This window comes from Paenibacillus sp. NPDC056579 (assembly GCF_042793215.1).
Lineage (GTDB): Bacteria > Bacillota > Bacilli > Paenibacillales > NBRC-103111 > Paenibacillus_S.
This window is the reverse complement of sequence record NZ_JBHTVD010000052.1, coordinates 1-1,131: the sequence shown is the minus strand read 5'-3', so window position 1 is coordinate 1,131 and position 1,131 is coordinate 1. Positions and strand designations below refer to the sequence as shown.

1 pseudogene is annotated in these 1,131 nt (G+C 40.1%); it reads right to left on the bottom strand.

Annotated features, from left to right (window positions below):
* A pseudogene (locus ACFQ88_RS39755) lies at positions 1 to 1,131 on the bottom strand (hypothetical protein); the annotation flags it as partial.

Genomic DNA, 1,131 nt, shown 5'->3' with positions numbered 1-1,131 from the left:
GCCCAGCCGCTTCCACATCTTCAGCAATCAAACCAGGTATTCTTGAAATATAGGGCGCTTCCTCTCCGGTTGTGTCGCCTTTTCCGTCCGCTAGATTTTCAGCGTATTTTTCCACGGAATTTTTATCGTACCAGGTTTTCGGCAGCAGATTCAAAACACGATCATATTTTTCTGCCGGAAGCTCTTCTATATTAATTTTATATTTACTGGCTGATGTAACGCGGCAAAGTGTTCCGTATGAGGTAATATGGACATTGGCTGCATTTGAAGTAGAACGGTTGTAAATAGCTTTTGAAAAAACTTGGGGGCCTGATCCGTCTTTTCTGATTGTTAAATCTCCACCATCACTGCCGCCACCTCTTAAAATCAATTCTTTTGTGGAATCTATTTCTAAATTGTTTGAAGCATGGCCGCCGATATACCTTGTGCCAAAAAGGTATAAACCTTTTGTTCCGCCGTAAAGGTCTAGCGAAACCTGGTTATTAGTAGATATTTGGGCGCTTTTTGCTGTTGCAGCAATCCCCATATAAAATTTAGCGTCAACGCCATCAACTGGTTCTGTAAGAGTCATAGAACCACCTGAAAGGCCTATATTCTTCATCCCCATATACAAATATCTATCTGTAATTGATTGGATGGCTAATTGATTGCCTGACAATCCAAAATAGCCAATGGAAGAACTACCTCTATAAAATTCCATTCTTGGCCCCACATGATTTCCAGAACTCGTTATTCTTAATTCCACATCATCATAACTGGAAGTGGCTGAAAATATGCCCTCTTTAATTGAAATTTTTGTTGTGTCTCCGGTAATAGCGCCGCCTTCAGTGATCATTTTTCCTTCAGTTACTTGGAATGAGCTAAATTTAGTATTGTCGTTTACTTCTCTTCTTTTCATGTAGATTTCAGATGCAGTAATGAAGCTTTTGTTATATGGATCAGGATCATTAAAAATCATTCTACTACTTGTGATGGTTGCTGCCGTAATGGCGATACCGCTCATGGTTCCAAACTTGATTTTATCAGCTGAAAGGCTTCCGATCTTCGCGTTAGTTATTGATTGATCTTCAATATGGTTTGTGCCAATTCGCACCGTTAGCGCTGAAAATTCTGCTGTATAGTCGCTTGGCG